This window comes from Plesiomonas sp. (genome assembly GCF_051650925.1).
GTDB lineage: Bacteria > Pseudomonadota > Gammaproteobacteria > Enterobacterales > CAMTGL01 > Plesiomonas.
The window spans coordinates 1-2,265 of sequence record NZ_JBOFRH010000036.1; the positions used below are offsets into that span (position 1 = coordinate 1).

1 protein-coding gene is annotated in these 2,265 nt (G+C 50.2%); it reads left to right on the top strand.

Features of this window, described 5'->3' with window-relative positions:
- Window positions 1-2,265 (top strand): TMAO reductase system sensor histidine kinase/response regulator TorS (gene torS / locus ACRC27_RS00820; protein WP_438638872.1); only part of this gene is annotated, 2,265 nt, incomplete at both ends.

Genomic DNA, 2,265 nt, shown 5'->3' on the forward strand with positions numbered 1-2,265 from the left:
CGATCAGCTGGCCGATGTGGATTTGGGCTACCTTGATCAGATGATTGAGCTGCGCTTAAGCGCGATGCGGGTAGAGAAGATCATCAATGGGTTAAGCGATGGACAAGGCGATACGTTCTTAAGTCAGCAACAGCAACAATTGGCGCAGGCGGTACGCATCTTACATCGTCGTCATTTGCGGGTAGAAGACCCCGGCGTTCGACGCGAGTTGGCCGAAGCGAATACGACTATCTCGCAATATCAAGCATTGATTGATATATGCAAAAACATCAATCACATCCAAGGGCAACTACAGGCATTCAGCCAGAAAAATCTGGAGCTATTTACCCGTTTCGGCGATGAAATTAATCGCCAAGTGGCGCAAATTGAACAGCGTAATGCGCAGGCGTTGGAGCAGCTACGTAGCGCACAAAAAACCGGACAACGCTGGTTGCTCGGCTTAGCCCTTGTCGCGCTGATCGCCCTGTGTCTGATTTTGTGGCGCTTAGTGTATCGGCAAGTCACGCTGCCTTTAGCGCGCCATACTAAAGCGTTGCAATCCTTACTTAACGGCCGATTGGATTCGGCATTTCCACAAACGGATGGCATGCGCGAGCTGCAAAGCATCAACCGTTTAGCCAACGCTTTTCGTTCCAGTGTACGCGCACTGCGTTATCACCAAGAGCATCTGGAAGAGGAAGTTCGCGAACGCACCGATGAGCTGCAATCGCTGGTGGTGCAACACCGTCAGGCGCGCCAAGAGGCAGAAAAAGCCAATCATGCTAAATCTGCCTTTTTGGCGGCCATGAGTCATGAGATCCGAACGCCGCTACACGGCATTTTGGGTACTGCTCAGCGTTTGTCACAGCAGCCTGATTTGTCATCCAAAGAGCGCGATTATGTGCAGGCGATTAATGATTCTGGCGAGTCATTGCTCTCTATCTTGAATGATATTCTCGATTATTCGGCTATCGAAGAAGGGCAAGCGCAGGTTTCTATCAGTGATGAGCCCTTTGAGCCGGACAGTTTACTGCGCAGTATTGTTCGGCTGATGGAAAGTCGTGCATCGGCAAAAGGTATTTATCTTCGTTTTGACTCACATCCAGCAGATAGCTTTGCGTTGGTGGATTCGGGTATGCAGCAAATTACGCCCAATACGATATTGATTGGTGATCCGCGCCGTATCCGACAAATCATCGTTAATCTGATCAGCAACGCACTGCGTTTTACCCAGCAGGGCGGTATCACGCTGCGCTGTAGCATGGCCGAGAAACACTGGGAAATCAGTGTCACTGATACAGGTTGTGGCATAGCGACTGAGCAGCAGCAACAGATATTCGAGCCGTTTGTGCAGTTAGGCCGACAAAGTGGTGGCACCGGCCTTGGGCTTGCGATTTGTAAATCACTGGCCGAAGCGATGGATGGCTCGCTTTCTGTAACGAGCACCCCGGCAGAGGGAAGTTGTTTTACACTGCGCTTACCGTTACGTTCTGCATCGGTACCCGCGCAATACAGCGGTGAACGTGATTGCTCCCTTGATGGCCTGCGCTTATTGCTGATAGAAGACAATGCTTTGATTCGCCAAATCTCACGCGAGATGCTGGAAAGCAGTGGCGCGCAAGTGTTGGCGGCAGAAAACGGGGCGCAAGCAAGAGCCGTTTTGGCGAGAGAATCTGCGGATGTGCATGGAATGCTGGTGGATTTGTCCTTACCTGATTGTGATGGTGCTGAATTGGCGGTGATGTTGGCGAAAAGCTATCCGCAGATCCCACGGATCGCGTTCAGTGCTCATGTCTTAGATAAGGCGTTAGGTGAGAAAATCCGCGATATATTTTGTGGTTTGATTCAAAAGCCCGTGCAGCAAGAGACATTATGCCGATTAGTGAAACATTATCTGCAAGCCAGTGTTGCAGTGCAACCCAGCGGTAAAAACTCGCGTGAAGAGCGTGTTATCGATGAGCGAGCGCAGACGAGTACAGCGGATTCCGCAACGAAATTACTTAATCTGGAGCAGTTACAAGACGACTATCAGCGATTTGGCCCTGCACGTCTGCAAAAATGGGTATCTTTATTTGAAACCCATAGTCTACCGTTATTGGAGCGTATTGAAGTAGAGTTTGAGCAGGGAAATGGTAAAGCCATCTCTGAGCTGGCACATACACTGAAAAGTAGCTGTGCGAGTTTAGCGATGCAGCAAGCAACAAGCCTGTGCCAGCAACTGGAAAACGATCCGTTAGTACCAAGCACACAACAAGCTTTAGAGCATGTCACTCGAAGCAGTTTCTC